The organism is Actinomyces bouchesdurhonensis, assembly GCF_900128465.1.
GTDB classification, from domain to species: Bacteria; Actinomycetota; Actinomycetes; order Actinomycetales; family Actinomycetaceae; genus Pauljensenia; species Pauljensenia bouchesdurhonensis.
This window is the reverse complement of record NZ_LT635878.1, coordinates 1-1,248: the sequence shown is the minus strand read 5'-3', so window position 1 is coordinate 1,248 and position 1,248 is coordinate 1. Positions and strand designations below refer to the sequence as shown.

The window sequence follows — 1,248 nt, the reverse complement described above, 5'->3', positions numbered from 1 at the left end:
CTCCTGGGGGCTACTCCTGGGGGCTATTCCTGGGGGCTATTCCTGGGGGGCGATCGAGCCGGGCAGGTCGGAGAGGATCTTGCGGGCGCGCACAACCAGGTCGGACACCTCCGGTTCGGTCAGGGCGGAGTCCTCGTTGTCGACTGTGGGGATGCCGCGCGCGGACGCGTCGGCGTTCTCCTCGCCTGAGGTCCCTGCGTCAGTGGCGCCGATCGGCGCCATGAGCGCAGTCTCATCAGCTGCGGGACCCTGAGTGGAGGGAGCCGGGGCGGTCACGGGAGTGGAGGTGCCAGCCACGACCTCGTCAAAGGCGGAAGGAGAGGAGGGGAGGAGTGCGAGCATCGACTTCGGATCCTCAGGGTTGGCTTCGAGGGAAGCAGCGATGATGGCCTGCGAAGGGCCGGGCGCGTCGAGGGCGACCCGACCGTTCGTGAGCAGAATCGCACGGTCCGTGGAGGCGGCGAACTCGGCGGACGCTGTTGAGACGACGACAGCGCAGCCCGCGTTGGTGAGCGAGCGTAGGAGTGGTTCGAACTCGGCGCGCGCATCGGCGGGCAGGGAGACGGGGTCCTCGATGAGGAACACGTCGGCGCCGGACACGATCGCGCGGGCGATGAGGGCCTTGAACCGCTCCCACCGGGTGAGTTCGGAGGGGCGCAGATCGACGCGTTGAGCGAGGCCCGTCACCTGGAGGGCGCCCACGAGGTTGTCCCAGTCGGCGACGGAACCTGTGGCAGACAGGGGAGCGAGGATNGATTGATTCTCAGCGGAAGCGCCTCGACGCGCTCGAGGACCTCAGTATATCAAAGGGGATGGATGATTGATTCTCAGCCAAGCTTGGATTGGACCGAGCCGAACATCAGTATATCAAAGGGGATGGATGATTGATTCTCAGCACCGCCGCGACGTGAACGAGATCTGAGCCAGTATATCAAAGGGGATGGATGATTGATTCTCAGCGAGGGCGGCGATAGTATCGGGGCCAAGGCAGTATATCAAAGGGGATGGATGATTGATTCTCAGCCGAGGTAATCAGGCCAATGGGTTCGTCGCAGTATATCAAAGGGGATGGATGATTGATTCTCAGCTCCGATCTCGTTCACGTCGCGGCGGTGCCAGTATATCAAAGGGGATGGATGATTGATTCTCAGCTGAGGGGATGACGGCGATCCAGGCGGCTCAGTATATCAAAGGGGATGGATGATTGATTCTCAGCTAACTTGATCTTGTTCGCCTCGTCATGACAGT

The 1,248-nt window shown here is 61.7% G+C and carries 1 protein-coding gene and 1 CRISPR repeat array; the gene reads right to left on the bottom strand.

Annotated features, from left to right (window positions below):
- Positions 1-36: 36 nt before the first annotated feature.
- The gene (locus BQ7477_RS11770) at positions 37-702 is read right to left on the bottom strand and encodes a hypothetical protein (RefSeq protein ID WP_129582583.1); all 666 of its coding nucleotides are present in this window, start codon (positions 700-702) and stop codon (positions 37-39) included.
- 94 nt (positions 703-796) lie between these two features.
- Positions 797-1,216: direct repeats of the CRISPR family, unit length 36 nt; unit sequence CAGTATATCAAAGGGGATGGATGATTGATTCTCAGC.
- Positions 1,217-1,248 lie beyond the last annotated feature (32 nt).